The sequence below is a fragment of the Streptomyces sp. NPDC091376 genome, from assembly GCF_044757085.1.
GTDB lineage: Bacteria > Actinomycetota > Actinomycetes > Streptomycetales > Streptomycetaceae > Streptomyces > Streptomyces pratisoli.
Window position 1 is genome coordinate 185,384 of record NZ_JBIVUF010000012.1, and the last position, 26,203, is coordinate 211,586.

A 26,203-nucleotide genomic window follows, 5' to 3' on the forward strand; every position below is an offset into this window, starting at 1 on the left:
CATGCTGCTCGCCGCAGACGCCCCACCACCGCCCACACCCCACACGGGCGGACTGCTCCTCCTCATACCCGGGACCGCCGGGCTGCTGACCGTCGCCGCACTCGGTATCGCCCTCCTCCTCGTCCTGATCATCAAGATCAGGCTGCAGCCGTTCGTCGCGCTGCTCGCCGTCTCCATATCCGTCGGCCTCGCCGCCGGGCTCTCCGTCACCGAACTCTTCGGCACGGTCCAGAAGTCCGCGGCCGTCTCCGTCATCGAGACCGGCATGGGCGGCATCCTCGGCCATGTGGCGATCATCATCGGCCTCGGCACGATGCTCGGCGCGATCCTCGAAGTGTCCGGCGGCGCCGAGGTGTTGAGCAGCCGTCTGCTGAACCTCTTCGGCGAGAAGCGCGCCCCGCTCGCCATGGGCCTCACCGGCCTCATCTTCGGCATCCCCGTCTTCTTCGACGTCGGCATCTTCGTCCTCGCGCCGATCGTCTACGCGGCCGCCAAGCGCTCCGGCAAGTCGATCCTGCTGTACGCGATGCCGCTGCTCGCGGGTCTGTCCATGACCCACGCCTTCCTGCCGCCCCACCCCGGCCCGGTCGCCGCCGCCGGACTGCTGCACGTCTCGCTCGGCTGGGTCATCCTCATGGGCATCGTCGTCGGCATCCCGGCCGTCCTCGCCGCCTGGGTCTACGCCTCCTGGATCGGCAAGCGCATCTTCGTCCCCGTACCGGAGGACATGGTCGAGGCCGCTGAGGACGCCAAGGCAGCGGTGGCGGCCGACCGCAAGGGCGCCGACGAGGCCCCCGTCCCGCTCGGCACGGTCCTGGCCATCATCGGTACGCCGCTGGTCCTCATCCTCGCCGCGACGTTCTCCTCCATCGCGCTCGACGAGTCCACGCTGCGCTCGGTCATCGAGTTCTTCGGCAACCCTTCGTCGCCCTGACGATCGCCCTGTTCCTGGCGTACTACCTGCTGGGCATCCGGCGCGGCTGGTCCCGCAGGTCGCTGGAATCGGTGTCCACCCAGTCCCTCAAGCCGGTCGGCAACATCCTGCTCGTCGTCGGCGCGGGCGGCGTCTTCGGCGCCGTCCTGAAGGCCAGCGGGGTCGCCCAGGCGCTCTCCGACACCTTCAACGACGTCGGTCTGCCGGTCATCGTCCTCGCCTATCTGATCTCGCTCGTGCTGCGCGTCGCCCAGGGCTCCGCGACGGTCGCGATCGTGACGACCGCGGGCATCGTCCTCCCGCTCGTCGAGGGCGGCGGCCACTCGCAGGCCTTCCTCGCCCTCGTCATCATGGCGATCTCGGCCGGCTCGATCTTCGCCTCGCACGTCAACGACGGCGGATTCTGGATCGTCTCCAAGTACTTCGGCATCTCGGAGCGGGACACGCTGAAGTCCTGGACGGTGCTGGAGTCGGTGCTCTCGGTGGCGGGCTTCGCGGTGGCGGCGGCGCTCAGCCTCGCGGTGTAGCTGCCCGGGCGCCGCGCGAGCGGGCTCGTCCGGGGCCTCCTCGGCGTCTCGTACGGGTCAGCCGCCGCAGCCCCCGCCACAGCCGCCTCCGCAACCGCCCCCGCCTCCGCACCCGGAGCCCTTCGTACCGTCGGGGTTGATACGGCGCCGCACCTTCGCGTCGGCGATGACCTTCGTACCGAGGAGGGCGACGCCCAGGCCGTTCGCGTCCGTACCCAGATGAAGGCCGGGCCGGTCCAGTTCCGCCCAGTGCGAGCCGGACCGGCCCTCCTGCTCGTCACGGCTCTTGTACTCCGCACGCAGCTGCCTCAGGGCCGCCCGCCCCACCGGGGTGAGCCGGTCCAGGCGGACGAGGGACAGCCGCAGGGCGATCCCGGTGCCGGCGATGATGCCCAGGACCGCGGCGGACGGCTCGAACAGGCCGCCCGTCGCGGTGAGCGCGACGCCCAGGGCCGCGATGCACAGGACGGTGTGCGCCACGGACCACGCGTTCCAGCGGCGGGTCGTCCCCGCGTCCCAGAGGAAGGCGTCCTTCACCAGGCGCGAGGTCAGTTGGTCCACCGGCCCGGCGGTGGCGAGCGCCTGCCGGGCCTCGGCGGAGGTGATCCTGATGCCGAGGCCCTTGGCCAGGAGTATCCCGTCCACCGCCGTCGACGCCGCGGCGCCGTCCGCCGCGGGCTGGATCGTATGGCCGCGCTTCGTGGACCGGATCCGGCCGGCGGCGTGCAGCCGGAACAGGACGGTATGGGTGAGCCGCGGCACGCCGCCCGCGAGGACGGCGACGGTCAGCGGATCGTGCGGCAGCGGCGCGGGCGGCCGTTGGGCGTTCTCGCGAACGGCCCGGCGCCGGAAGCGGATCAGTACGGTCAGCGAGGCGCCGATCAGCAGCGCCGCCGTCACCGTGGCCAGGGTCATGATGACCGTCATGTGGCACTCCCCCCGTCGTGGCACACGATGGTGTTGTGCCACGACGGGAGAAGATTCAACCACCTTCTCGGTCATCTGTTTCCGGACAGTTCAGGTGCGCTCGGAACGGCGGCGCTCAGGAGCAGTACTGCTGCTCCTTGCCGATCGACCGGTACATGCAGTCCGAGTTCTCCAGCAGTTGCAGCACCGCGTCGCGGTTACGGCTCGTCTCGCGCTCGATCACCTCGTCGGGCGGGTAGAAGCCGCCGCCGCCGAAGCCCGTCGGGTACATCTCGAAGGTGTACGCGAAGATCTTCTGGTTGCCCCACAGCCAGTCGTCGATCGACCCGTCGGTGATGTACAGATCGCTGGACTGCTCGGGCGTGTAGCCGTTGCTCGCCGCCATCTTCCCGCCGACGGTGGCGAAGGCGTCCCGGTCGTCCTGGGTCAGGCCCGGGGCGGTGTTCGCCGTCGTGTAGCCGTACGGCCAGAGCACCAGCTCGCTGTAGGTGTGGAAGTCGATGCCGGTCTTGATCTGCTGTTTGCCGCCGACCACACGGGAGCGCACGAAGTCGGCGACGACCTTCACCTCGGGCGCGGACTCGGCGGCCCGGCCGCGGTAGGTCTCGGAACCCGTGGAGCCCGAGGAGCCGCCGCAGCAGCCCCACTTGAAGTTCCAGTTGCGGTTCATGTCCGTACCGACCGACGAGGAGCCGGAGTTGGGCTGCCGGTTCTTGCGCCAGCTGCGGTAGGAGCCGGTGGCGATGTCGTACTCGCCGCCGTCCGGGTTGAGGTCCGGCACGATCCAGATCTCACGGCCGTTGACCGCGTTGGTGATGCGTGAGTCGGTGCCGTAGTCGTCGCCGAGCTCGCGCAGCAGGTACAGCGCCATCTCGACCGTGAGGTGCTCGCGCGCGTGCTGGTGGTGGGTGAAGAGGACCTCGGGCTCGTTCTCGTCCGTGCCGACGTTGTCGCTGATCTTGATGGCGACGATGTCCCGGCCCTGGTACGACTTGCCGATCACCCGCTTGCTCATGATGCTCGGGTGGGCGGCGGTGCGCTGGTCGATCTCCGCCGTCATCTCCGCGTAGTTGTGGTAGCGGGCGTCCGCCGACGGGAAGTCGAACGGTTCGGCCGCCGCGCCCGCGGCCTTGCGCGCCGGCGGTGCGGGCAGGGCTTCGAGGACATGGCCGAGGGCGCGGAGCCGCTTGGCCTGGGCGGCGTCCGCGCTGATGACGACCGTGTGGTCATGGGCCTCGTCGATCGAGACACCGGTGGCGGCGATGGCGGTGCGCTCGGCGACCGTGGAGGGGCCGTGGATCTCGTACTGCCGGGTCTGCTCCTCGGCAGGGGCCTGGGCGGTCGGGGCGTTGTCCGGCGCGGGCGAGGCGGTGGCCGTGAACGGGACCGCGACGGCGAGCGCCAGCAGAGCCGCGAGGGTGACCGACCTTCCGCCGCTGCCGCGAATACGAAGTCGCATGCTGTCTCCTGGGTAGGGAGTGTGGGGGTGGCTGAATGCGACGTGCGGGTGATGCGGGTGTGACGGGCACATGGTCGGGGTATGGCATGGCCCGGTCAAGAGCGAGCTTCGGCCACGAGTTCTGATGACGCTCGACGGTGAGCGGAAAGGCGGCGGCAACCATGGCGGACACGGCAGGCACAGTAGACCCGGGAGGCACGGTGGGCGCAGGAGGCACGGCGGCGGACGGGTCGGGCGCACCGGCCACTCCCCTCCGCAAGGCGAGTTGGCGCCACATCGGCCCCGGCATCGTCGTCGCCGCGACCGGCGTCGGCGCCGGTGACCTCGTCGCCACGCTGATCGCGGGCAGCAAGTTCGGCTACACCCTGCTGTGGGCCGCGGTCATCGGCTGTCTCGTCAAGATCTCTCTCGCGGAGGCCGCGGGCCGGTGGCATCTCGCCACCGGTCGCACCCTCTTCGACGGCTGGCGCAGCCTCGGCTCATGGACCACGGTCTACTTCGCCGGGTACGTCGTCGTCTGGGGCTTCGTCTACGGCGCGGCCGCGATGTCCTCCAGCGCCCTCCCGCTCGGCGCCCTCTTCCCCGACGTCATGGACCTCAAGTGGTGGGCCGTCGCCTGCGGTCTCGTCGGACTGGTCTTCGTCTGGTTCAACCGGTACGCCGTGTTCGAGAAGGTCATGACGGTACTGGTGGGCGTGATGTTCGTCGTCACCGTCTATCTGGCCGTCCGGGTCACCCCGCACCTGGGCGATGCGTTCGCCGGTCTCGTGCCGGTCCTCCCGGACGGTTCCCTCATCTACACGCTGGGGCTCATCGGCGGCGTCGGCGGCACCATCACGCTCGCCGCGTACGGCTACTGGGTCAATGCCAAGGGCTGGAAGGACGCCGGCTGGATGAAGGTGATGCGGCTCGACAACCGTGTCGCCTACCTCACCACCGGCGTCTTCGTCGTGGCGATGCTCTTCGTCGGTGCCGAACTGCTGCACTCCTCGGGGGTCGCGCTCGCCAAGGGCGACAAGGGCCTGCTGGACCTCGGCACCGTCCTGGAGGACCGCTACGGCGCCACCACCGCCAAGGTCTTCCTGATCGGCTTCTTCGCCACGTCCTTCACCTCGTTGATCGGCGTCTGGCACGGCGTCAGCCTGATGTTCGCGGACTTCGTCGCCCACTACCGTCCCTCACTCGTCCCGTCCGGCACCCCCCGTGAGAGGTCCCTCCCGTTCCGCGCGTACCTGCTGTGGCTCACCTTCCCGCCGATCGCGCTTCTCTTCCTCAACCAGCCCTTCGGCCTGGTGATCGTCTACGGCGTGATCGGGGCGTTCTTCATGCCGTTCCTCGCGCTGACCCTGGTCTGGTTGCTCAACTCCTCGCGCACACCGAGGGAATGGCGCAACGGCCGGCTCAGCAACGGCATGCTGGCCACAGCCGGGCTGCTTTTCATCGTGCTGTGCGTGCAGCAGGTGCGTGAACTCCCGTGGTGAACCGCCCGCCATACTGGCGTACATGACATACGGCCCGCCGCCGCCCTCGTACGGTCCGCCGCAGCCAGGCTTCGGCCCTCCGACACCGGTGCCCGCGCAGCCTCCGTACGGGCCGCCCCCGCCCTCGTACGGTCCGCCGCCCCAGGCCCCGTACGGGTCGCCCCAGCCCGGCTACGGTGCGCCGTCCCCCGCGGTGGACCCCGAGTTCATCGCCCACGACCGGCACAACTCGGTCATCGTCGACGCGTCGGGTGTGGCCCTGGAGATCCAGGGCCACACCCTGGAGTTCCCCTGGGCGCAGATCGCGACCGTGCACTACGCCCCCGCCCCGTACGGCACCGTGCTCATGGTCGCCGTCGCGCACGCCGGCGGCATGCTCTACGAGTGCCGGGTCACCGCCCGCCGCAAGGGCGTCCTCAAGGAGTGGCTCGAAGAGATCGCTCCCGTGGTCCACTTCTACCTCACCCTCCCCGGCCGTCCGCAGGCGTACTGACCGGCCGCACGCAAGCGGCAGCGCCGCCGGTGGGGACGACGGCGCTGCCTGTCGCGGGGAGGGTAGGGATGACGTCGGGTCGGGTTACGGCAGGTTGTGTTCCGGCAGGTCGGGTTACGGCAGGTTGTGGACGTGCGGTCCGACCGCGTTGGACCAGGCGTTGCCGGCCGTCGCGTCCCAGTTCGTCGACCAGGTCATCGCCCCGCGCAGCGACGGGTACGTACGCGAGGGCTTGAACGAACCGCAGTTGGTGCCGCGGGTCAGGCAGTCCAGCGCGTTCTTCACGATCTGCGGGTCGACGTACCCGCTGCCCGCGCCCCGGGTGGACGCCGGGACACCGAGGCCGACCTGCGACGGGTCGAGACCGCCCTCGAGCTGGATGCAGGCGAGCGCGGTGAGGAAGTCCACCGAGCCCTGGGAGTAGACCTTCTGGTCGCAGCCGAGCATCGAACCGCTGTTGTAGTACTGCATGTTGACGACCGTGAGGATGTCCTTCACCGCGAGCGCGGTCTTGAAGTACTCCGTGCCGGTGTTCTGCATGTCGATGGTCTGCGGCGCCATCGTCAGGACGAGCGAGGAGCCCGCCTTCTGCGACAGCTGGCGCAGCGCCTTCGTCAGATAGGTGGAGTTGATGCCGTGCTCGAGGTCGATGTCGACACCGGTGAAGCCGTACTGCTGCATCAGTGACCAGGCGCTGTTGGCGAAGGCGGTCGCGGAGGCGTCACTGTTGATGGTGACGTTGCCCTTCTCGCCGCCGACCGAGATGATCACCGACTTGCCGGCGCTCTTCTTCGCGCTGATGTCGCTCTTGAACTCGTCCACCGAGCCGTAGCCGACGGCCGGGTCCAGATTGAAGGTGATCTCACCGGGCGTCGCCGTCGAGTCGGCGAACGACACCGCGATGATGTCGTACTGCGACTGCACGTCACGCAGCTTCTGCACGGTGGCGCCGTTGTTGAAGTTCTGCCAGTAACCGGTCAGCGCGTGCCTCGGCACGGCCGGGTTGCCCGTGCCGCCGCCGTTGGTCGTCGTCCCGGTCACCGCCGCGGACTTCGCGGACTCCCCGGCGGCGTTCGTCGCGCTCACCTGGAACTGGTACGACGTCGACGCCGCCAGCCCCGTCACGGTGGACGAGGTCCCGGTCACCGACTGGACCTTGGCGCCGTTCCGGTACACGTTGTAGCCGGTCGCGCCGGAGGCGCCGTTCCAGCTCAGCGCCACGGACGACGAGGTCACCGCACCGACGGCCAGCCCACCGGGGGTCGGCGGCACCACCGGGTCGGGGTCACCGCCGCCGCCCCCGTCCGGCCCGAACACCGAGACGTCGTCGGCGTAGTAGGCCGCCTGCCCGTACCAGCCGTGCGTGTAGACGGTCACCGACGTCGTGCTCGCGCCCGTCGTGAAACTGGTGCTCAGCTGCGACCAGCCGGAGCCGCCCGGTGTCCAGGTCGACACGTCGGTCGTGCCGGTCCCGCTCGCGCCGAGGTACACGTACGAGCCCTGCACCCAGGCGCTCAGCTGGTACGTCGAGTTGGGCTTCACGGTCACGGTCTGCGCACACCGCGCGTGGTCCTGGCCGCTGGGCGTGCCCCTGAGCGCCGAGGCCCCGCCGTGCACGGGCGAGGACACGACGGCACCGCTCCCGGCGGAACAGGTCCAGTTGGCGAGTCCCGACTCGAACCCGGCGTTCTTCGCGTTGTTCACATCGGCGGCCACCGCGGTGCCCGCGCCGCCGGCCAGCCCGAGCCCGGCGCCCACGGCCAGCGCCAGGACTCCGCCGAGCCATCTGCGTCTGCGTGTGGTGCGTTCCACTTTGCTGCCTCCGTGGGGGAGTTGGGGGAGAGGAGTGAGGGGAGGGGAGGACGTACGGGAACGGTGGCCACCGCTGGGCGTAAAGCTGGTCCAGACCAATCCGGTTGTCAAGACCTGTGGCGGAAGGTCGTATACGAAAGGGCCCGGTCCCCACCGGACCGAGCCCTGCCTGTCGAGCGTCCCCGCGCCGCTCAGCCGTCCTCCTGCAGACGGTCCGCCGCGCACCCCACCACACAGCCCAGGACCAGCACCGCGTTCGACATCAGCAGCCCCTCGAACGCCAGCTGTTCCCACTGCACCGCCATGTTCAGCAGCTGCGCCGCCACCGGCACGGTGAGCGCCGCCGTCAGATGCCGCGGCGTGGAGTACCGGTACGGGTCCCCGTGGACGCGGGCCGCGGCCCAGGCGGCGAGTGCGATGCACACGGCGTTCGGCAGATGGATCAACAGCAGGCGGCCGCCGAACGTCTCCATCCGCGATGCCGTCGCCACGTGCTCGTACACGACCGTGGCCTGTACGTACTCGGTGAACACCAGGACGACGACACCGGCCGCCCAGGCGCGCACGAGCGCGAGCACCGCCGCTTTGCGCCCCTGGTCCCGCCGGGCCTGTGCCCCGGGCTCGCCGTACCTCGTCATCCGCGCACCGTGACCGACTCGATGATCCTCTTCAGGTCGTCGTCCCCGAGCCGCCCCCGCACCGCGTCGACCCGGACCGCGTACGCCTTCCCGTCCGCGTCGAGACCCGCGACGATCACGCCGTCGACCCGGTCCCCCTTCACCGTGAACGCGAAGTCGATCCGCCGGGCCTGTGCCCTCCCGCCCTCCGGGCCGGCGACCGTGACCTCCTTGTGGCCCTTGAGCGTGGAGCCCAGCGCGATCGCGGCCTCGGCGCCGATCGCCGCCTCCTCGGCCGAGTCGGCCTCGGTGAAGCCCAGCTGCACGGTGATCGTGCCCACGGCCCTGCCGCCCTCGCTCAGGGTGGCCGCCGCCGCGTTGAACCTGCTGCGTACGGCATCGCCCTGCTCCGTGAACGCGGGCGGGTGGGCGACCGTGACGGCAGCCGTCTCCAGGACCCCCCAGCCCTCGGGTGCCGTCCCGGCCTGCGCACCCGACCCGCACGCGGCGGTGCCCAGCAGGGCCACGGTCAGGGACGCGGCCGAGAGCAGCCGCCCTGCCGTCCTTCTCGCGGTGCGCGGGGCGCCGGTGTTCGTGGCATGGGTGCTCGTCGCGTGGGTGCACGTCGCGTCGGTGCTCATGGCGTCGGTACCCATGGCCTCGGTGCTCCTGTCGCCGGGATCAGTTCGCACAGTAGCTGTACGGGACATAGCTGCGGCCACCTCCCTGTGGAGCGCCCAGGAACTCCGCGTCATCGAGGATCTCCTCCCTCTTCTCGGTGGAGACCGAGAAGCCGAGACTCAGTCCCAGGTTGAGCTCGAAGCCGTACTCCGCCGCGTCGGGCAGGCCCGTGTACGTCGTCCGGCTCGACAGCCCCTCGTCGAAGAGCAGCTGTCCGAACGGGTCGTCGTTCCCGGGCCGCTTCGTCGGCGCGTGGTCGCCGAACATGTAGCTGAAGGGCGCCGCGTACTGTCCGTCCCCGTCCAGCCACCGCTGGGCGATCGCGCGCTGCTTCGCGCCCTCGGCGCCCGGCGGGACGACGACGGAGTCGGTGACGACCTCGATGCCCGTCTCCTGGTCGCCGCCCTTGGCCGAGCCGCTCCCGCCGCGTTTGCCGGAGCCCTCCATGCCGTTGTCCCCGCCGACCTTCACCCCGTCCTTGGCGGCACCCTTCTCGACCGTCCGCGTCATGTCGATCCGCAGCAGCTCGCCGGTCCTCTTGTCGTGGGTGACGGTGATGGTCCCCGTCCGGGTCGTCGACGCGGACGCCTCCGCGCCGACGGGTCCGGCCTCGTAGCCGGCCTTGGTGCCGTACTCGACCGACGCGCTGTAGGTGTACGACTTGGTGCCCTTGAACTCGTTGTCGGTCCAGGTCGCCTCGGGGGAGAACCTGAAGTTCCCGCCGAGCGTGGCGCTGAGCTTCCTCTCGTCGTCGGCCGACAGCTTGAGCCCGCCGGCCGCACCGGCCTCGATGCCGACCTTGCCGTAGCTGATGTGCCGGTTGCCGAGCTTCTCGTCGATGCGGTTGCGCAGCTTCTCCTCCTCGGCCATCGGGCCCTTGCCGAAGAGGTAGAGGATGCTGCTCCCGAGCCCGCCGCCCTTGGCGCCCGCGTGCCGGTTGGTCAGCTCGTAGGTCTTCAGGCTCTCGATGTCGTCGCGGAAGGCCTTCGCGTCCGCCTCGCTGTCGAACACCCAGGTGTCCCCGTTGGTGACCTTGATCCCGGCGCCCAGCTCGACCTTGTCGGAGCCGAACCTGCCGACCTTGGCGCCCGGTTTCCAGTCCTTCCTGGCGGCGATCGAGGCGGCGTCGGTGAACGTCATCAGGACCTGCTGGTCGTTCTCGTCGACCGTGCCGTCCTTGTTGACGTCGGTCTTGGCTTGATACGTCTGCTGCTGGAAGCCGTACTCCTCGCCCCACTCGATGAACAGCAGCTTGGCCTTGGCGCCGGCCTTGTCGCTGACCGAGGAGATCTGGCAGAGCGCGGGCTCGTAGTCGGCGTCGGTCCTCGGGGCGGCCTCGTCCTGGCCGCTGCCGTCGCCGGTGCCGCAGGAGCCGCCGAAGGTGACCAGGCAGCGCAGCTTCTCGGCGATGGTCCCGTCGATCCCGGTGCCGACGAGCGCACCGAGCACGGCGGCGGAGACGACGATGACGCCGACGTACTCCGTGGCCGTGGCGCCCCGGTCGCGTCCCGGGTGGCGTCCGCGGGCGGACCCCTGTTCCATGCCGTACCCCCTCGGACCGTCGAGCCCGTTCCCGTCACCGATGCCGCTGTCGGTACCGGCCGGATTCGGACGCTACGGAAGGAGAGCGGGGGCGGGCGTGGGTCCTGGGGCCCCATTCAGGGCCCAGAGGGCCTGTTGGGCCCTTGTGGCGGTGAACCCGGAAGGAATTCGCGGAATCGAAGGAACGATTCCCGAAATCCCTTCACTGGTACGGGAGTTAACCTCTGGCCGCTTCGTCCGGTTTGGCCGGTGAGTATTGCGTGAGGGTTGGGGCACTGCGTCTCGAAAGCTGTTCTCTGCCCTGTAGGACGTGGATAAAGTGCTGGTGCAGGAGGACTACGGAGACCAGTCACGGAGCAGTACGGAGCAGTAAGGATCTGCGGTCGCCGTCACGACGGCGACCGAAGCTGAACGGGGAATCAGCGTGCCGACCGCAATTGCTGTGACCAGCGCCGATCTGGTGCTACCGCCGACCGACCGCCAGACGCCCACCGCGGCGCTGCTGCACTCGCCGGACGCCCAGCCGCTCGATGCCGCGCTCGCCGACATGCAGGTCCTGGTCGAGCAGAACGGCTACGTGATCGCCCTCTACCCCGCCTCCATCCCCGCCGCCCACGAGCGCAGACTGCACACCGTCCGCTCGGTCCTGGAGAGCGACCGCATCGCGCTCCTCAAACTCGACCTGCCGCCGCTCGGCGTGTCCGTCCTGGTCCGCCAGCTGAGGCAGTTGTCCATCTGCGACTTCAGCGCGGGGGTCGTCGCGTCCGCCGCACGGCTCCTGTCGCACTACATCTACGCGGGCGCGCTGCTCAACTCGGTCACCAAGCTCGACCGTGTCCCGGTGAGCCTCAAGTCGCACGCCAAGTCGTGGGTGCCGGGCTCGCAGTTCGGGGTCGTGGCCAACCCCACCCCACAGCTGATCAGGATCGGCAACGGAGACCTCGCCGGGCCCGAGTTCGCCACACAGCTCCTGGTGGCAAAAGGGCAGCTGCAGTCGGAATGGGTGAAATCCACCCTGGCTCCCGCATGGCAGGTCCAGGGAATGCAGGAGACGGCGTTGCCGGCCGATTCACCACGCTGGTGGGGAACGCCCCGGATGGTCGAATTCGCCGCCTTTCTCCCTGATATCTCCGTCATCTATCAGCTGGTTTCCTCGGTACGACGGGAGGTGTGCACCTGGTGCGGCATCGAACTCATCGGTGACCGCTGCGGATTCTGCTCGGCACCGCTCGCGGCTGTCGAGAACCGAACGCACGCCACGGGTGTCCTAGGCCAAGGAACACCGATGAACCACGGGTCGTAGGGCGCCGCCGGGGCGGTACGCACGGACCGATGGCGGCCCGGCTGCCCCGGTCGTACGCGCCCGCACCGCACCCACCGGTCCGCCCGCCAGTCCGCGTATCCGTCCGCTCGTCAGCCCACGTCTCCCAACGAGGTCGCCCCGCTCATGAATTCACGCCAACGCCGCGGCATCATCCTTCTGCTCCTCTCGGTCCTGTGCGCCTTCGGCGCGTTCGCCGGTGTGCTCTCGGTGATCAGCGACGTGAATTCCAAGGTCGGTCCCGAGGTGGACGCCTACCGGGTCAAGTCGGATGTCGCCCCGTACCAGGCCCTGCAGCCCGGCCAGTTCGAGAAGATAAAGATCCCCAAGCGCTGGCTCTCCAAGAACGCGGTGACCGATGTGTCGGTCGTCGGCGGCAAGGTGGCGGTCACCCAGCTCAAGAAGGGCTCGCTGCTCCAGGACGACATGTTCGTCAAGCGGCCCGAACTCGACCGGGACGAGCAGGAGATCGCCATCATGATCGATGCCGCGACCGGTGTCGCGGGCAAGATCAGAGCGGGTGACGCCGTCAACATCTACGCCACGTTCCCCGCCGACGACCAGGGTGGGGTCAAGGCCCAGTCGCGCGTCATCGTCCCCAACGCCCGGGTGCTCGACGTCGGCCGGCTCACCGCGCTCGAGCCCAAGGAGGACGACCGCCGCGGCACCCTGCGCGAGGCCGTCCCGATCACCTTCGCTCTGACGACCAAGGATGCCCAACGCGTGGCGTACGCCGAGTCGTTCGCGGTGAACGTGCGGCTCGCGCTGCTCGCCGCCGGCGGTTCGACGCAGCTGCGCCCGGGAGAGGGCACCTACACCCTCGAAGGGGACAAGTGAGAGCCGGATGACGACCAGAATCCTCCCGGCCGTCGGTGACGCCGACGCCGTCCGATCCATCACCACCCTGCTCGGCCAGCTCCCCGAGGCGGAGCCGGCCGGGCCGGTCGGTGACTCCACCTCGCTGATCGACACCCTGGCGCGGCTCGCCACCGAGTCGATCGACGAGCTCCCGGAGGTCGTCCTCGTCCACGAGCGGATCGGACCGGTACCGGCACTCGAACTGATCCGGGAGGTGGCCCTCCGCTTCCCTGCCGTCGGCGTCATCCTCGTCACCGCGGACGCGAGCCCCGGCCTGTACTCGGCCGCGATGGACTCCGGGGCACGGGGTCTCGTCGGCCTGCCGATCTCCTACGAGGAGCTGGCCCAGCGCGTACAGGCCGCGGCCGCCTGGTCCGTCGGCGTACGACGCCATCTGGGCTCCGGCGGCGACGTGTTCACCGGACCGGGCGGCACCGTCGTCACCGTCAGCGGCGCCAAGGGCGGCGTCGGCACCACCGTCACCGCCGTACAGCTCGCCCTCGCCGCCAGGGCCTCGGGCAGGACCGTCGCCCTGGCCGACCTCGACCTGCAGTCCGGCGACGTCGCCTCGTACCTGGACGTGCAGTTCCGCCGCTCGATCGTCGATCTGTCCGGCATCCAGGACCTCTCGCCACGGGTCCTCCAGGACGCGGTCTACGCCCATGAGAGCGGGATGGGGCTGCTGCTGGCACCGGGGGAGGGCGAACGCGGCGAGGAGGTCACCGACCGGTCGGTGCGGCAGATCGTCAGCGCCCTGCGCAACCGCTACGAAGTGGTGGTCGTCGACTGCGGCAGCTACATGAACGGCGCCAACGCGGCGGCGATCGAAATGGCCGACACGACGCTGCTCGTCACGACCCCGGACGTAGTCGCGGTGCGGGCGGCCAAGCGCATGGTCCGGCTCTGGGACCGCCTCCAGATCCGCAAGGCGGAGGAGACGGTGACCGTCGTCAACCGGTACGTACGCAACACGGAGATACAGCCCGCCCTGGTCGAGAGGATCACCTCGACCCGGGTGTCCAAGGTCGTGATCCCCGCCAACTTCAAGGAACTGCAGGCCCTCGTCGACGCGGGCCGGATGCAGGACCTGGAGGCCAAGTCCACGGTCAAGCAGGCGCTGTGGGGGCTGGCGGGAGAACTGGGACTGGTGAAGACGAATGAAGCACCGCAGAAACAGGGCAGGTTGAGGAGCGACCGGGGCGCGCTGGGCATCCGGCGCCGGACCTGAACCACGTCACGAGGGGGCGAGTTGAAGCGATGCGCATCGCGGTGGTTACCGACTGGCGAGAGGACCGCGGGCAGACCGCGGTGGAGTTCACCGGGATGGTGCCGATCATCCTGGCGACCCTGATCCTGCTGTGGCAGGCGGCCCTCGTCGGATACACGTTCTCGCTGGCGGGCAACGCGGCGGACGAAGGCGCCCGGACGGGCGCGGTGGCGGGCTGGGGATCGGGCCCGGCGTGCGAGGCGGCCGCGCGGAAGGAGCTTCCCGACGCGTGGCAGGCCGGCCAGACCCAATGCCAGAGGAAGGGCGACGGCCTCTTCGAGGCCAGGGTGGACCTCAAAGCCCCCTTCCTCTTCCCCGGCTTCGTCGACCTCCCGATCCCCGTCAACGGGCGGGCCTCCGCCGTGTGGGAGGGCTGAGCCATGCGGAAGCGCATACTCCGGCTTCGTGAGGAAGGCGACAGGGGCCAGACCGCCCTCGAGTACGTCGGCTGGATCCCCCTCCTTCTGCTGATCGCGCTCGCGGCCATCCAGCTCGGCATCGCCGCGTACGCCGTACAGCAGGCGGGTACGGGCGCGCGGGCGGCGGCTCGCAGCGAATCGATCGGGAACGGCGACGGCCAGCGGGCGGGCAAGGAGGCGATGAGCGACTGGGTGGCCGGTGGAACCCAGATCGACCGCAGTGGTTGGGGTGAGGAGGTCACCATGACCGCCCGCGTCACCATCCCGTCCATCGTCCCCGGCATCGACGACTTCGGCGAGGCCACTCGCTCCGCGACCATGCCCGTCACCGACTGACCACCCGAGCACATCCGTAAGGAGTCGAGCACATGAGCCTCCGGGCGCGCATCAGCAATCCCGAACCGAGCAACGGGCAGGGCTCCGACAACCAGCTCGTCGGGATCTACCGCGCCAAGCTCCTGGAGGAGATCGACCTCGCGGAGATGTCCGCCCTTCAGGCTGCCGAACGCCGTGCCCGCCTCGAACGCGTGCTGGGTCACATCATCAGCCGCGAGGGACCGGTCCTCTCGTCGATCGAGCGCTCGCAGCTCATCCGCCGCGTCGTCGACGAAGCCCTCGGCCTCGGCATCCTGGAGCCCCTGCTCGAAGACGCCTCCATCAGCGAGATCATGGTCAACGGCCCCGAGCAGGTCTTCGTCGAGCGGCGCGGCCGGCTGGAGAAGCTGCCGATGCGCTTCAGCTCCCACGAACAGCTGATGCAGACCATCGAGCGCATCGTCTCCACGGTGAACCGCCGGGTGGACGAGGCCACTCCCATGGTCGACGCCCGGCTTCCCAGCGGCGAGCGAGTCAACGTGATCATCCCGCCGCTCTCCCTCTCCGGACCGATCCTCACGATCCGGCGCTTCCCGCGGGCCTTCACGCTGCGCGAGATGATCGAGCTCGGTTCGCTCGACGAGCAGATGACGATGCTGCTGTCCGGGCTCGTCCGCGCCAAGTTCAACGTGATCGTCTCCGGCGCCACCGGTACGGGAAAGACCACCCTGCTCAACGCGCTCTCCGGGCTGATCCCGGAGGGGGAGCGCATCGTCACCATCGAGGACTCGGCAGAGCTCCAGCTCCAGCAGAGCCATGTCATCACCCTGGAGAGCCGCCCGGCGAACGTCGAGGGCAAGGGCCAGATCACCATCCGCGACCTGGTCCGCAACTCGCTGCGAATGCGCCCCGACCGCATCATCGTCGGTGAGGTCCGAGGCGGCGAGACGCTTGACATGCTCCAGGCAATGTCGACCGGTCACGACGGCTCCCTCGCCACGGTCCACGCCAACAGCGCCGAGGACGCGCTGATGAGGCTCCAGACCCTGGGCTCCATGTCGGACGTCGAGATCCCGTTCGTGGCGATCAAGGACCAGATCAACAGCGCCGTCGACGTCATCGTCCAGCTGACCCGCCACGCCGACGGCTCCCGACGGATCACGGAGATCGCCATCGTCGACTCCCATGGAAGGGAGGAGTACCGGATCGTCACCGTCTGCCGGTTCGACGCCCAGCCCATGTCCGCCGACGGCCGGATCCACGGCGTCTTCGAGTACCTCCCGCTGCCGCGCCGGGTCGCCGAACGCCTGTACATGAAGAACGAGCCGATCCCACCGGCCTTCGGCGTCGCCGAGTCGGAGGACCAGCTGGCGTTGCGCGAGGCGGTGGCATGAGCGCGATGGGCCCCGTGAACCCCGTGAACCCTGTGAGCCCCGTGAATCCCGTGCGTCCCGTAAGCCCCGTAGGCCGTAAGGCGGAGGCCGTGTCCCCGACCGCGACAGAAGGTTCAGCCCGTGGCTAATCTCCCGCTCCTGACGATCGGCGTCACCCTGCTCGCCTGCGTACTCGGCGTCGTCGGCGTACACATCTACTCCTCGGGCAAGGCCCAACGGCAGGCGATCGTCGACCGGATGTCCCAGACCGGCCAGATCGCGCTCCCCAGCAGCCGCCGACGCCGCTTCCGCGGCGTGGACCGACGCCTTCGCGGGACGGGGATCGGCAAGCGGATCGAGCGGAAGATCGCCACGACCGGGCTCGACCTCACCCCGGGCGAGTACCTCGTGTACGTGATCGGCGCTCTGCTCGCCATCTACTTCACCGTCGGCGCGATCTTCGCACCGTTCTTCGGCGTCCTCGCGGCATTCGTCGGACTGTGGGGAGCCAACGCCTTCCTCAACTGGCAGCGCGCCAAGCGGACCGAGGCCTTCATCAACCAGCTCCCCGAGTTCACCCGCGTCCTCGCCAACGCCACCCACGCCGGACTCGCCATGCGCACCGCACTGGCCATGGCGGCCGAGGAACTCGACGACCCGGCGGGCGAGGAACTGCTGCGCGTGGCCGACCAACTCTCCGTCGGCCACTCCCTCGACGTCGCCCTCGGCGAACTCGCCGACCGTCTGCCGTCCCGCGAACTCGTCGTCCTCGTCTCCACGCTCGTCCTCTCCAACCGGGCCGGTGGCCAGGTCGTCACCTCGCTGCGCAACCTGACCGAGACCCTGGAGGAGCGCAAGGAGACGCGGCGAGAGGTGACCACGATGCTCTCGCAGGTGAAGGTGACCGCCTTCGCCGTCCCGCTCCTCGGCCTCGGCTTCCTCCTGATGATCAACGCCATGACCCCCGGGGCCCTGGACAAGATGACCGGCTCGGTGACCGGCCAGCTGGCCGTGGTCGTCGCCTTCGGCCTGTACGCCGTCGGCTTCTTCCTGATCCGCGGCATGTCCCGGATCCGGGTCTGAACGGGAAGGACACGAGGACACATGATGGGACTTCTGCTCGCGGTCGCCTTCGGTCTCGCCGTGTACGGCGTGTTCCACGGCATCCGGATGTACCGCGCCGAGGCCAAGCTCCCCAGCGACCTCGCGATCGCCCTCGAAGTGGGCTCCACGCGCACCACCGCGGTCGGCTCCGGCGTCGACCGCATGGGCATGCGCTTCGCCCCGACCGTGCTCTCGATGATGGGGCCCAAGCGCGTCGACGCCCTGCGCCGCAGGCTCGACATGGCGGGCAACCCCGGCGGTATCACCGTCGACCGCTACGCCGCGCGCCGCGCCGTCTACACCATCCTCGGCTCGGCCGCCGCCCTGGCCCTCCTCGCGCGGGGACAGGCGGTGATCGCCGTCGTCGCCCTCGTGTACGGACTCGTGTGGACCGACTTCCTCATCCGGGTCGCCATCACCCGCCGCCGCCAGGACATCGAGCGCACCCTCCCCGACTTCCTCGACGTCCTCGCCGTCGTCGTCTCGGCCGGCCTCGGCTTCCGCCAGGCATTGGAGCGGGTCGCCGAGAAGTACAAGGGGCCGTGGTCCGACGAGCTACGGATCACCCTGCGCCAGATGGACATGGGCGTCAGCCGCCGCGAGGCCTTCGAGCAACTGCGGAAGCGGAACGCGTCGGAACAGGTGTCGATGTTCGTCACCGCCCTCCAGCAGGGCGAGGAACTGGGTGCCCCGATCGTCGACACCCTGATCCAGATCGCCACCGACATGCGCCGCGCGGACGCTCAGAACGCCCGGCGTACGGCGGCCAAGGCCGTTCCCAAGACCACGCTCGTCGTGACCATGGTCATGCTCCCCGCAACCTTGATCCTCATCGTCGTGAGCTTCTACTACGGCTCCGGCGTCGACTTCACCAACGTCCTCAACGGCGGCTGAGACCCGGAAGGAAGTGCAACCGGAACAGGAGCGAAACGCGAACCGGACCGGGAACAGGAGCCGGCCGGAACCGGGACTGGGACCGGGACTGGGACTGGGACCGGAGCTGGAACCGAACTCGGACAGGAGGTGACCACCATGGCCCAGCGAATCGCCGCTCTCGGCGGCGGAGCAGGCGCCGGCATCACCGGCGGCATCGGCGGCGGTATGAACGGTGAACTGCCCCCGCAGGCGACAGCGACCGCCTCCCAGCACGTGCCCTCGCTCCCGATCCAGGTCAACGCCCTGCAGGCGCTCTGCCGGCAGGTGTTCGGCTTCCGGCTGGCGGTGATCGGCCTGGCCACGCCGTTCGCCCTGGACAACACCGCACCGGGGCTGGCCGTGTGGCTCGTCGGCGCCGCCGTGATCGTCACGGTCATGGTGTCGTACATCCCCCTGCGCGACTGGGAGCGCTTCGGGCCCATCCTGCTGCGGCACCCGACGCTGCTCGCCGTCGACTCCCTCTTCGGCGCACTGCTGCTGGCCGTCGCCTCCCCCGAGTCCCTCCTGGCCTACGTCACCATCTGCACCCCGCTGCTCGCCGGGCTGGTCTACAGCTGGCGCGGGGCAGCGGTGTTCGCCGTGCTCCAGTCGCTCATCGTCGCGGGTGCGTACGCCGTGAACCCCACCGTGGAGGCGGGCGTCAGCGATCTGCTCCTGCCGGGCCTGTGTGTCATCGCGGGAGCCGTCGGCAGCACCCTGCGCAATCTGATGCTCGGCTTCGGCGCGGCGAGCCAGGCCCTCACCGAGGCCCGCGCCCGGCTCGCCGTCAACGAGGCGGTGGAGGAGGAGCGCGCCCGCCTCGCCCGGGAGATGCACGACTCGGTCGCCAAGACCCTGCACGGGCTGGCGCTGGCCGCGGACGGACTGGCCGGTACGGCCGACCGCATGGACCCGCTCACCATCAAGCACCAGGCGGATCTCGTCGCCCGCTCCGCGCGCCGCGCCGCCGCCGAGTCGCGGGAGCTGCTGTCGGACCTGCGCCGTGAGTCGGGGCTCGACGGCGGAATCGACGTCCTCGACGAACTCTCCGCCCGTACCGAGGACTTCGCCCGACGGCACGAGGTCAGGGCCACCTTCCGACGGCTCAACCAGGCCCCGGTACCGGCCGTGCCGCAGGTCGTCGCACGCCAGGCCCTCACCATCGCCTCGGAGGCCATGGAGAACGCCCACCGTCACGGCCGGCCGGGCTACTTGGACGTCTCCGCCGGCGTCGTCGGTGACGTCCTCCGTATCAGCGTGTACGACGACGGGACGGGCCTGCCGCCCGGCACGACCCTGGACGACCTCCGCCGCGCGGGCCACTTCGGTCTCGTCGGCATGGTCGAACGGGCCGCGTCCATCGGCGCCCGCATCCGCATCGGCCGCGGCCGCCACGCACGGGGCACGGAGGTCCGGCTCGAACTGCCGCTGATGGCGATCGCGCCGCCGCCGCTGGGCGCGGTGCCGAGTCAGCAGCGAACGGCGCCGCTCCTGAACTGACCGCCGCGTCCCCGAACCGATCCCCACCCGGCTCCCGTTCCCACCCCGTCCCCCACCATCCCGAGAGGAGGCCGCATCCATGCCGGACGACATCTCCCGCACCTCAGGGCAGCAGTGGACACAGCATCCCCACGTGTCCCAGCACACGTCCTCGCATGCCACACCGCTCACTTCCGACCATTCCTCAGGTTCGTCCGCCTTCCCCGCCCACCAAGGGGCGGCGGCAGCGGCATCCGGCGAATTCCCCGCCCTCCCCGGCACCATGGCACCCGCCCCGACGCTCCGGGTCGTGATCGCCGACGACAACCCGGTCGTACGAGCAGGTCTGACCGTGCTGCTCCAGGGCCGCCAGGACATCCACGTCGTCGCGGAGGCCGCCGACGGCCGCCAGGCCTACGACGCTGCGGTCCAGCACCGGCCGGACGTCATCCTGCTGGACGTACGCATGCCCGGGGTCGACGGCATCTCCGCTCTCCCGCACCTCGTCCGGCTCGCGCCGGTGCTGATGATGACGTACAGCCGTGAGAGTGACATCGTCCACGAGGCCCTGCGGCGCGGAGCGGGCGGCTACCTGGTCCACGGCGAGTTCACCGCGGACCAGCTCGTCGCCGCGGTGAGGGACATCAAGGAGGGCCGGGCCTCCTTCACCGCCTCGGCCTCCAGCGCGCTCCTCGCGACCGTACGGGGTACCGGTCAGGCGCATCCCGAGCCGACAGGTCCGCCGCTGCCGGAGGGTCTCGGTACGGCCTTCGACGGTCCCGGATATCAGCCCGGAGCATCTGCAACCGCACACGACACGAACATCGGTCGTGTCAACCCATCGTCAACAAATCAGCAGGTGAGCCCAGTTAGGGCGGAGACTCCTCCGCAACAATTCGATGCGCCCTCTTCGCTTTCGCAAGCGAATATGGCACATTCTTCAGCAGGGTCGGTCACACCAGGGGCCAACCCTGGCACCAGCGGTGCCGGAGGGCTGCTGACGGAGCTGAGTCAACGGGAGGTGGAAGTGATGGACCTGATCGCGTCCGGCATGACGAATCAGCAGATCGCGGCCACCTGCTTCATCAGCCAGAAGACCGTCAAGAACCACATCAACCGCATCTTCGCGAAGCTCAACGCCGGCAGTCGCGGCGAGGCCATCGCCCTCTGGCACAGCCTGAGGCGAGGTTCCCGAGGGGGGCCGGCGAGCCATGGCTGACGTGCCAGGACAGGAGCGGGCCCAATCCGTGGAATGGGCCCGGAGTTGGGCCCTGAGGCCCATGCCGAGCAGTGTTCTCCCCCCGTACGTTTCTCATGTCGCCAGCGAGACCGGCCAGGAGGAAGCCGGAAGCGCGAGCGGCACCAAAGACTCGTACGAGTCGGCCGGCACCCGGCCGGCCGGACCTGGAGGGGAACACCATGTCGAACATCACGCTGAAGGCCGCGTCCAACGCCCGCGTCTACATCGGCTCCTGGGCCAAGACGACCGTCGAGGCGATCCAGCGCCGCAGCGACAAGGGCCAGGGCGCCGTCGAGTACGTGGGTGTGATCGTCCTGGTTGCGCTGATCATCGTGGCGGTCGTCGGGACGGACATCGACACCACCATCGCGAACGCCCTGACCCAGCGGGTCGGCGAGATTCTGAAGGGCTGATGCTGCGCGTCGCTCGCGAGAAAGGGCAGGCCGCTCCCGCCTACGTCACGGTGGTAGCGGGCCTGCTCTTTCTCGCGCTCGCGTTCTTCGCGGTCGGCCAGGCCGGTGCCACACGCAACGGTACGCAGACAGCGGCCGACGCCGCCGCACTCGCGGCGGCAAAGGAATCTCGGGACAAGTTCGAGCTGGAGTTGCCGGCGAAGCTCAATCCGGCGTTCCTCACGGCGATCTTCAATCTGGGCCAGATCGGATCCTGGTGGGGGTGTCACGCGGCTTTCCCCATGGCTCAGAAGAACAATGCCGTGGTGGATATGACGCAGGGCGGCGGCTGCTCTCCGGCCTTCAACGGGCGTTGGGGCTTCACCGTCCACACCAAGTCCCAGAAGCCGGTGGGTGACACGGTCCTGCCGGGGACTGAGGGCGAGGACGGCAAGGGTAAGGCCCAAGCGACGGCCGAGCTCGAATCAAGGTGCATCTACACGCCGGTACCCAAGCCCTTGGGGACGTTGACGTGCAAGGGAATCGTGCCCTGGCTGGTGGGCCAAGGCCCTCCGCCCGCCGGGGAGGACCTCTTCGACATCCGGCTGGCCGAGAACTGACCGAGAACGAACGCGAAGGAATTCACCAATCATGCATGTCCGGTACGGAGTGACGACTCGCAGGGTGGCCACCGCCGCTCTCCTCGCGACAACGCTGACTCTGTCGCTCACCGCATGTGGCGGTGACGGCGAGGGGGCGGCCAAGGACCAGGGGAGCAGCTCCGCCCCCGCCGCTTCGGGAAACAGCAAGCCCAAGGAAGAAGAGGGCGGCGGCAACACCGTGCCGGACACCAGCCAGACTCTGGCAACGATCAACGGCAGCAACGGGTTGCAGATCGTCATCCACAGCGCGGTCCGTGACACCGGCGGATTCCTCACCGTGTCCGGCACCATCAAGAGCACGGCGGGCAAGACGAGTTACGCCCCCATCGAGTGGAACGGTCAGGAGCAGGTGGTACGCGGTACCGGCCGTTCCCTCGCGGGCATCACTCTTGTCGACAAAGCGGAGAAGAAGCGCTACTACGTGCTTCGTGACACCGACGGATACCCCCTGACCACGACCGGTATCAGCAACATCGATGCTGCCGGAACCGCGTTCTTCGCGCAGTTCCCGGCTCCGCCCGACGGGACGACCGAGGTCGCCATCCAGATTCCCCTGATGCCCACCGCCACGATTGCGATCTCCTGATGAGGGCCGCCACGACACACCGCTCCCGCCGGACCGCGGCATCCGTCCTCACCGCCGCCGCGCTCGTCGTGAGCCTGCAGTTCACCGTCGTCGGGGGCGCCTGGGCCGATGAAACCCCCAGCGCCGGCACGCCACCGGGCACCGAGTCGACCTCCCCGCCACCCGAGGTCGACGGGAACGCGCCCGGCCTCAAGCTCCGCGACGGCGCGACCCTCGCCCCCGCCCGCGTGCTCGACATCGTTTCCGTCGTCGAGTCCGAGGGCGGTGAGGAGCGCCGCGAGGAGACCAGCTCGAACCTGAAGTTCGCGCTCCAGGCGGAGGTGCTCTTCGGCAAGGACAGCGCCAAGCTGTCCGGCGCCGCCAACGCCCGGATCGCCGAGATCGCGGCGGAGATCACGAAGCAGGGCGCCAAGAAGGTCCGCGTCTTCGGCTTCACCGACAACCTCGGCTCCTCCGCACACGGTGACGTCCTCTCCAAGCAGCGGGCCGACGCCGTGCACGGCGTGCTGTCGAAGCAGCTCTCCGGCGCCGGGATCAGCTACGAGATCCGCGGCTATGGCGAGCAGTTCCCGATCGCCGACAACGGCAGCGAGGAAGGCCGCAAGAAGAACCGCCGGGTGGAGGTCTCCTTCCCGCGCGGTGAGAAGGGCGGCGGCTCCCAGAGCTGACCTGGCTCCGTACGGAGTCTCAGATCGCGCCGCGTGGTCTCGGCAGAGATGGTGGGCGGCGGCGGCATCCCTGCCGCCGCCGTGAGACTCGAAGGCCAGAGCCGTCGCACCGGTGATCGGAGCCGCCGTCCAAACGGATTCACGCCGGGGGCAGAATCTCTGCCATGGGGACGGACATCAGCGGCTTTGTCGAATGCCGAGCTTGGCACCTCCACGACGAGGGCGGGCACTCCGCCTGGCGAGCCGCTATCGACCTCTTCTTGCTGAACGTCACCAGGAACTATGACGCGTTCGGCTGCCTCTTCGGCGTCCGCAACTACGCCAACTTCCGGCCGCTCGCCGCAGATCGCGGGTTGCCGGCCGATGCGTCCAAGGCTGTGCGTGCCGAACTCGACAAGCTCGCCCAGTGGCCGGATCAGGCATACGGCACCACATGGATCACCTGGGCCGAGCTGAAGGCAGTCGACTGGGACGAGCCTGCGGAGAAGCCCGACAGTCGACTCCATCAGTACCGGCAGACCGCGGACGGACTCAGGTTGACGGGGAAGGCTTCCTGGAGCCCTCGGTTCGCGCAGGCCGTCGGCCTTTCCGAACCAGGGCCGGACCACGTTCAGGAGTGGCCCGAAGGAAGCGAATGGCTGATCGGCGACACTCTCTACAGATCCGTGAAACTCCACCGCCGGGCGGCTGTTCCGGATGACGGCGAGTGGAAGCCGGTCTGGACCGTAATGGAGGCACTCGCCTCGCAGCACGGTGACGACAACGTCCGACTCGTGGTCTGGTTCGACAACTGAGCTGACGCTGCGGTGAGCCGATCCCAGGTCACAGGCTCTTCCTGTGACGCGAAACCTCGACACCTACAGCCAACGGAGCCTCGTGACAGACCCCGCCGAGCAACGGCTCTGCTCTGCGATTTCCGCCCTCAGTGACGCCATCCCTAGCGATCTTCGCCGCCCTCCCCTTGGCTGGGCCGGGGTTCAGGCATGGGAAGCGGCACATGGCATCGAGCTGCCTGAGCCCTACCGCACGTTCGTTGCCGAGGTTTCCAACGGCACATCGGAAGGCGCAGCCACGACACATGGGCTGCTCCCGCTGGGGCAACTGCCCGAGAACTGGCAGCGCTGGGAAGCGGAATGCTGGCTGAGCCCCGAACCATTCGATGGCACGGCCCCGCGGAAGCCGGCCGTGCCCTTTCCTCTTGAGGAAGCGTGGCAGTGGGAGTACGACTACTACGACCACGACCAGCACTCACCCCGCCTCCACGGCCTCTACCAGCATGGCTCGATCCTCCTGGGCAGTAACCGCGGCTGTGAATTCTGGATACTCATTGTGACCGGACCTCAACGCGGCCGGGTCTGGTGGCTGGGGGACGGATGCGCAGCCCCCTACGCCGATGCCGGAGAGGAAGCAGAGTCAGAAGTCGACTTCGTGTCCTGGCTCCAGGCATGGCAGGCCGACCGAGGCTGGTGGTCTGAGCACTTGGAGTACGTGGATTGAGCACTCCCGCGATTGGCCGCGTCTTCTCTGAGGAGATGCCACGGATCTCAGACAGGCCGTGCCTGGAGGACTCGACACGCTGTAGGACAGCGCATGTCACAGCATCGAGCCGTGACGAAAGCCGTGTCGGCTCAGGTCTCGGCGGCGGCTTGATTGCCGTCCCCAGATCCCGGTGCGGCTGGAAGCATCCGTCCCAGGCGTGCGAGCGGGGACAGCGTCATCAGCAGTGGGGACAGCATCATGCCCGCGGCTGTCACCAGGAGGCTGGTGCGCAGCCCCCACTCCTGTGCGAGGAATCCGCCGAGCAGCGAGCCGAGTGGGGTCAGTCCCATACCGACGAACGTGATCGTCGCGGCCGCGCGGCCTTGCATCGCGTCCGGCGTGACGGCCTGCCGGACGGCCATGACCGTGACGTTCACCAGCTGCCCGCCCGCCCCGAACACGAAGTTGACCGCCAGCAGCACGGGAAGGGTCGTCGCGGGGGAGCCGTGCAGCGCGGGCACGCACAGGAACACGCCGTCGCCCAGTGCCGCCGCGGACACGAGTACCGCGCCATGGCCGAACCGGCTCGGCAGGCGGGCGGCCAGCATCGAGCCCAGGAGCGCGCCCGGGCCCGTCGCGGCGAGCGCAAGCCCGACGGCGGTGCCTGACAGATGCAGTTCGCGCGGCAGGAAGAGCAGGTAGACGGTCATCATGGCCGCGAAGGAGAACTGGAACGCGGCCGAGGCGAGGCACACGGTCCGCAGCGAGGTCTCCCTGACGACGAAACGGACGCCGTCATGGATCCGCCGCCACACCCGAGTGGGACGTTCCGAGTGTTCCGGCATCGATTCGCGTCGGCGGATCCGCCGGATCGACAGGAACGACAGCGCGAAGAACAGTGCGCTGGAGGCGGCAGCGGCAGCCGCCGACAGCAGGGACACCAACGCACCGCCGAGGGCGGGACCGGCGATCTGCGCGGCGGACCGGCTGCCCTCGAGCGCGCTGTTGCCCCGCACCAGTTGATCGCGTTGCACCAGCCTGACGAGAGATGCCTGGTAAGCCACGTCGAAGAACACGGACAGGGCCCCGACGGCGAAGGCGACCACGAGCAGCGCGGGCAGGCCGAGCCAACCGAGGAGACCGGCCGCCGCGGCGGCTCCGAGCGCCAAGGTCCGGCCGATGTCCGTCACAACCATCACCGTTCGGGCCCGCCACCTGTCCACCCACGCACCGACGAAGAGCGAGAGCAGCAGGATCGGCGCCTGTCCGACCGCACGGAGGACACCCAACTCGCCGGCACCGGCATGGAGCGTCAGGACGGCGAAGAGCGGCAGGACCACCAGGGACGCGTGTTCGCCGAGTTGGGAAGCCGTCTGGCCCAGCCAGAGGCTGCGGAAGTCGCCGTCTCGCCACAGGCTCGACGGAACAGGCCGGCCGGAATCGGATACGGCAGAGGTAGCGGACGGCACGAAGACCACTTGGGTTGCCGACGACGAGGGCCCCGCCAACCGGCGCGCAAAGGCGCACCCACGGTGCAGGCGGGGAGGGCTCGCTGTGCCGCAACATCAAGGCAGCACGCGATGACAGGCCGATCACGGCCTACGACGTCAACGCGCGCTCGGACGACCGACGATCATGTCTCAGCTCCTCGT

General features: G+C 69.3%; 25 protein-coding genes and 1 pseudogene. 19 read left to right on the forward strand and 7 right to left on the reverse strand.

The genetic code is table 11. The annotated features are described in order from the left end of the window. Position 1 precedes the first annotated feature (1 nt). Positions 2 to 1,461 (forward strand): annotated as a pseudogene (locus ACIQMR_RS25475) (GntP family permease). A gap of 57 nt (positions 1,462 to 1,518) precedes the next feature. Here ACIQMR_RS25475 and ACIQMR_RS25480 read toward each other — a convergent pair. After that, a complete protein-coding gene (locus ACIQMR_RS25480) occupies positions 1,519 to 2,388 on the reverse strand; it encodes a TIGR04222 domain-containing membrane protein (protein ID WP_401391477.1) in 870 nt (289 codons plus the stop codon). 115 nt (positions 2,389 to 2,503) lie between these two features. Then, entirely contained in the window at positions 2,504 to 3,847 is a 1,344-nt protein-coding gene (locus ACIQMR_RS25485; protein ID WP_401391480.1) for a M14 family metallopeptidase, read from the reverse strand. Between the two features lie 161 nt (positions 3,848 to 4,008). Between ACIQMR_RS25485 and ACIQMR_RS25490 the strand changes: the two genes are divergently transcribed. Both ACIQMR_RS25490 and ACIQMR_RS25495 read left to right on the forward strand, forming a co-directional pair. Further along, the gene (locus ACIQMR_RS25490; RefSeq protein WP_401391483.1) at positions 4,009 to 5,328 is read left to right on the forward strand and encodes an Nramp family divalent metal transporter; all 1,320 of its coding nucleotides are present in this window, start codon (positions 4,009 to 4,011) and stop codon (positions 5,326 to 5,328) included. A 22-nt stretch (positions 5,329 to 5,350) separates the two neighbouring features. Then, positions 5,351 to 5,821 carry a hypothetical protein gene (locus ACIQMR_RS25495; protein ID WP_401391486.1) on the forward strand — a complete coding sequence of 157 codons (471 nt, stop codon included), beginning with the start codon at positions 5,351 to 5,353 and terminating at the stop codon, positions 5,819 to 5,821. 114 nt (positions 5,822 to 5,935) lie between these two features. On the opposite strand, the gene ACIQMR_RS25500 is transcribed toward ACIQMR_RS25495, so the two are convergent. The 4 genes from ACIQMR_RS25500 to ACIQMR_RS25515 all read right to left on the reverse strand — a co-directional run bounded on the left by ACIQMR_RS25500 (position 5,936) and on the right by ACIQMR_RS25515 (position 10,473). Further along, a complete protein-coding gene (locus ACIQMR_RS25500; RefSeq protein ID WP_401391489.1) occupies positions 5,936 to 7,633 on the reverse strand; it encodes a chitinase in 1,698 nt (565 codons plus the stop codon). Positions 7,634 to 7,824: 191 nt separating this feature from the next. After that, positions 7,825 to 8,271: a hypothetical protein gene (locus ACIQMR_RS25505; protein WP_401391492.1), complete on the reverse strand. Its 447-nt coding sequence runs from the start codon at positions 8,269 to 8,271 to the stop codon at positions 7,825 to 7,827. Further along, positions 8,268 to 8,906: a hypothetical protein gene (locus ACIQMR_RS25510; protein WP_401391495.1), complete on the reverse strand. Its 639-nt coding sequence runs from the start codon at positions 8,904 to 8,906 to the stop codon at positions 8,268 to 8,270. Before ACIQMR_RS25510 ends, ACIQMR_RS25505 begins: the two co-directional genes overlap by 4 nt. 25 nt (positions 8,907 to 8,931) lie before the next feature. Further along, a complete protein-coding gene (locus ACIQMR_RS25515) occupies positions 8,932 to 10,473 on the reverse strand; it encodes a hypothetical protein (protein WP_401391498.1) in 1,542 nt (513 codons plus the stop codon). 424 nt (positions 10,474 to 10,897) lie between these two features. On the opposite strand from ACIQMR_RS25515, the gene ACIQMR_RS25520 reads away from it, so the two are divergent. The 16 genes from ACIQMR_RS25520 (at position 10,898) to ACIQMR_RS25595 (ending at position 24,569) form a co-directional block, all read left to right on the forward strand. Then, positions 10,898 to 11,776, forward strand: a complete 879-nt coding sequence (locus ACIQMR_RS25520; protein WP_358669672.1) for a hypothetical protein — start codon at positions 10,898 to 10,900, stop codon at positions 11,774 to 11,776. A 144-nt stretch (positions 11,777 to 11,920) separates the two neighbouring features. Then, on the forward strand, positions 11,921 to 12,631 hold the full coding sequence (cpaB, locus tag ACIQMR_RS25525; protein WP_266382317.1) for a Flp pilus assembly protein CpaB: 711 nt from the start codon (positions 11,921 to 11,923) through the stop codon (positions 12,629 to 12,631). A 7-nt stretch (positions 12,632 to 12,638) separates the two neighbouring features. Further along, complete coding sequence (locus ACIQMR_RS25530) at positions 12,639 to 13,880, forward strand: CpaE family protein (RefSeq protein WP_401391502.1); 1,242 nt, start codon at positions 12,639 to 12,641, stop codon at positions 13,878 to 13,880. A 29-nt stretch (positions 13,881 to 13,909) separates the two neighbouring features. Further along, on the forward strand, positions 13,910 to 14,296 hold the full coding sequence (locus tag ACIQMR_RS25535; protein ID WP_401391505.1) for a TadE family protein: 387 nt from the start codon (positions 13,910 to 13,912) through the stop codon (positions 14,294 to 14,296). Between the two features lie 3 nt (positions 14,297 to 14,299). Beyond that, on the forward strand, positions 14,300 to 14,674 hold the full coding sequence (locus ACIQMR_RS25540) for a TadE/TadG family type IV pilus assembly protein (RefSeq protein WP_401391508.1): 375 nt from the start codon (positions 14,300 to 14,302) through the stop codon (positions 14,672 to 14,674). 32 nt (positions 14,675 to 14,706) lie between these two features. Then, a complete protein-coding gene (locus tag ACIQMR_RS25545) occupies positions 14,707 to 16,047 on the forward strand; it encodes a CpaF family protein (protein WP_401391511.1) in 1,341 nt (446 codons plus the stop codon). Positions 16,048 to 16,167: 120 nt separating this feature from the next. Further along, positions 16,168 to 17,109, forward strand: coding sequence for a type II secretion system F family protein (locus ACIQMR_RS25550; protein ID WP_401391513.1), 942 nt, complete (start codon positions 16,168 to 16,170; stop codon positions 17,107 to 17,109). Between the two features lie 24 nt (positions 17,110 to 17,133). Next, positions 17,134 to 18,024 carry a DUF5936 domain-containing protein gene (locus ACIQMR_RS25555; protein ID WP_401391706.1) on the forward strand — a complete coding sequence of 297 codons (891 nt, stop codon included), beginning with the start codon at positions 17,134 to 17,136 and terminating at the stop codon, positions 18,022 to 18,024. A gap of 207 nt (positions 18,025 to 18,231) precedes the next feature. Continuing rightward, positions 18,232 to 19,545, forward strand: coding sequence for a sensor histidine kinase (locus ACIQMR_RS25560; RefSeq protein ID WP_401391709.1), 1,314 nt, complete (start codon positions 18,232 to 18,234; stop codon positions 19,543 to 19,545). A gap of 79 nt (positions 19,546 to 19,624) precedes the next feature. Then, a complete protein-coding gene (locus ACIQMR_RS25565; RefSeq protein WP_401391516.1) occupies positions 19,625 to 20,743 on the forward strand; it encodes a response regulator in 1,119 nt (372 codons plus the stop codon). 200 nt (positions 20,744 to 20,943) lie between these two features. Continuing rightward, positions 20,944 to 21,177, forward strand: a complete 234-nt coding sequence (locus ACIQMR_RS25570) for a hypothetical protein (RefSeq protein ID WP_266382336.1) — start codon at positions 20,944 to 20,946, stop codon at positions 21,175 to 21,177. Then, positions 21,177 to 21,776 carry a pilus assembly protein TadG-related protein gene (locus ACIQMR_RS25575; RefSeq protein ID WP_401391519.1) on the forward strand — a complete coding sequence of 200 codons (600 nt, stop codon included), beginning with the start codon at positions 21,177 to 21,179 and terminating at the stop codon, positions 21,774 to 21,776. The genes ACIQMR_RS25570 and ACIQMR_RS25575 overlap by 1 nt, the downstream gene beginning before the upstream one ends. A gap of 31 nt (positions 21,777 to 21,807) precedes the next feature. Continuing rightward, a complete protein-coding gene (locus ACIQMR_RS25580; protein WP_401391522.1) occupies positions 21,808 to 22,404 on the forward strand; it encodes a hypothetical protein in 597 nt (198 codons plus the stop codon). Beyond that, entirely contained in the window at positions 22,404 to 23,072 is a 669-nt protein-coding gene (locus ACIQMR_RS25585) for an OmpA family protein (RefSeq protein ID WP_401391525.1), read from the forward strand. The genes ACIQMR_RS25580 and ACIQMR_RS25585 overlap by 1 nt, the downstream gene beginning before the upstream one ends. A gap of 164 nt (positions 23,073 to 23,236) precedes the next feature. Next, positions 23,237 to 23,866, forward strand: a complete 630-nt coding sequence (locus tag ACIQMR_RS25590; RefSeq protein ID WP_401391529.1) for a hypothetical protein — start codon at positions 23,237 to 23,239, stop codon at positions 23,864 to 23,866. Between the two features lie 43 nt (positions 23,867 to 23,909). After that, on the forward strand, positions 23,910 to 24,569 hold the full coding sequence (locus tag ACIQMR_RS25595) for an SMI1/KNR4 family protein (protein WP_401391532.1): 660 nt from the start codon (positions 23,910 to 23,912) through the stop codon (positions 24,567 to 24,569). A gap of 131 nt (positions 24,570 to 24,700) precedes the next feature. Here ACIQMR_RS25595 and ACIQMR_RS25600 read toward each other — a convergent pair whose 3' ends face one another. Beyond that, positions 24,701 to 26,020, reverse strand: a complete 1,320-nt coding sequence (locus ACIQMR_RS25600) for an MFS transporter (RefSeq protein WP_401391535.1) — start codon at positions 26,018 to 26,020, stop codon at positions 24,701 to 24,703. Positions 26,021 to 26,203: the final 183 nt, after the last annotated feature.